This window comes from Streptomyces triticirhizae (assembly GCF_003696235.1).
GTDB classification, from domain to species: domain Bacteria; phylum Actinomycetota; class Actinomycetes; order Streptomycetales; family Streptomycetaceae; genus Streptomyces; species Streptomyces triticirhizae.
This window is the reverse complement of the sequence record NZ_RFFJ01000379.1, coordinates 1-1,706: the sequence shown is the minus strand read 5'-3', so window position 1 is coordinate 1,706 and position 1,706 is coordinate 1. Positions and strand designations below refer to the sequence as shown.

The following is a 1,706-nucleotide window of genomic DNA, read 5'->3' as shown; positions in this document are numbered from 1 at the left end:
CGCGCGCGGCCGAACCGCCGCCCGCCGGCGGGCCGGTCCCCGGGCGGCGTGCCGGGCGCGTTTCTCGTGCGTGCGCCGGGCGCGTTCCCGTCCCGTGCGCCGGGCGCGTTGTCGGCGCGGGCTCCCGCCGATGCGCCGGCCGGTGTCCCGTTCACTCGGCCTCCTCCTCGTCCGACTCCCGCGCGCCGTCCGCCCGTTCGCCGCCGTCCTCCGAAGCGTCGTCCCTCGGCGCCTCGTCCTCCGGCGTGCCGTCCTGCTCCCGGGTCGCCGCCACCGGGTCGAGGACCGGTCCGGTGGGCAGCAGCTCGGCGTAGGCGCGCGGCACGGAGGGCGCCGCCTCCGGGTCGTAGCCCAGCCGCCGCGCCGCGTCCGGCGAGGCGAGCGGGTAGGCGGTGCCGCCGTCCGTGACCAGGGTGTAGGTGCCGGCGCCGCCGCCCGAGGCGGTGGAACGCACCAACGCGCCCGCGCCGGCCGGCACATAGACGCGGTCGAGCAGCCCGAGCCGCCCGCCCCGCGACGCCTCGACCGGCGCGACGTCCGCCGGCTCCGGCATCTCCGCCGGCAGATGCGCGGTGGCCTGCCAGGGCGCGTCGCCCGGCCGGCTGCCCGGCGGCGTGCTGACGCACACCGGCCGGTCCCGCTCCGGCTCGTCCACGACCGGCAACGCCTCCGGCCACGCCGCCTCGCCCGGCGCGGCCTCGGCGGAACGGGGCGCCCGGGTCGCGTCGGTGGCGCCGATCTCGTGGTCGGCGCCCGCCGTGCTCGACAGCAGCGCGTAGACCACCTCGGGGACCGCGACCAGGCCGTCGGGGCGCACCACGAACCAGCGCCGCGCCGGCGCGTCCTCCGGCGTGTGCGCCACGTCCCCGACCACGGCGTCGAACGGCAGCTCGACGGTCGGCTCCGTGCCATACGCCTCGTCCGGCTCGGGGACGGCGATCGCCGGCGCCTCCGGCACGGTCGCGAGGACCTCCCGGGGCAGCCGCACCGGCGCCCCGCGCAGCGCGAGCGCCTCGGCCTCGGTCTCCCCGAGCGCGTAACGGCGGCCCTCCGTCAGCAGCCACCGGCCGCCGTCCTCCGCCGCCGCCAGCAGCGTCGCCCCCGGCCCGGTCGGCGCGACGCCCGGCACCGCGACATACAGGGCGGTCTCCACCGGGTCGCCGCCGGCCTCGGACGGGGTGGCGCACAGCGTCCACTCGCCGTCCAGCAGGTCGTCGGCGTCCGGGAGCGCGTCGGGGGCGCCGGGGATGCCGACCGGCAGCCCGCGCGGCGCCTCGTCGAGGGTCGCCCGGCGCACCTCGGTCAGCTGGCCGCCGCCGGCGAGCAGCGCCGAGGCCAGGTTGAGCGCGGGGTGCGCGACGCCCTCGACGATCACATAGGGATCGCCGCCGGTGCCGGCCACCACCGCGCCGCCGGCCGGCAGGTCCGGGCCGCGCCCGCCGCCGAGCCAGCCGGCGATGCCGAACCCGGCCATGATCAGGACCGCGACGGCCACCCCGCCGCCGAGCGCGCGGTGGTGCCGGCGGCGCGGGTCGAGGCGGGCCTCGTCGGCGCCCCGGAAGAGGGCGGTGCTCAGGCGGCGGTTGGCGTATCCGTACGCCTCCGCCTGTTCGCGTGTCGTGGCCATCTCTAGGGTGTCCGGCTCCGGTCGGTGGTGGCTCGCTGGGCGCCCGGCCCGGCGCCGAGCCGGGCGAGGCCGGCGGCCG

General features: G+C 80.3%; 1 protein-coding gene. It reads right to left on the bottom strand.

Annotated features, from left to right (window positions below; all coding sequences use genetic code 11):
- Positions 1-151: 151 nt before the first annotated feature.
- A complete protein-coding gene (gene eccB, locus EBN88_RS29745) occupies positions 152-1,627 on the bottom strand; it encodes a type VII secretion protein EccB (RefSeq protein WP_122400071.1) in 1,476 nt (491 codons plus the stop codon).
- Positions 1,628-1,706: the final 79 nt, after the last annotated feature.

Coding starts and splice junctions, on each gene's coding strand:
- eccB (WP_122400071.1), bottom strand. CDS start 1,627: ATGGCCACGACACGCGAACAGGCGGAGGCGTACGGATACGCCAACCGC.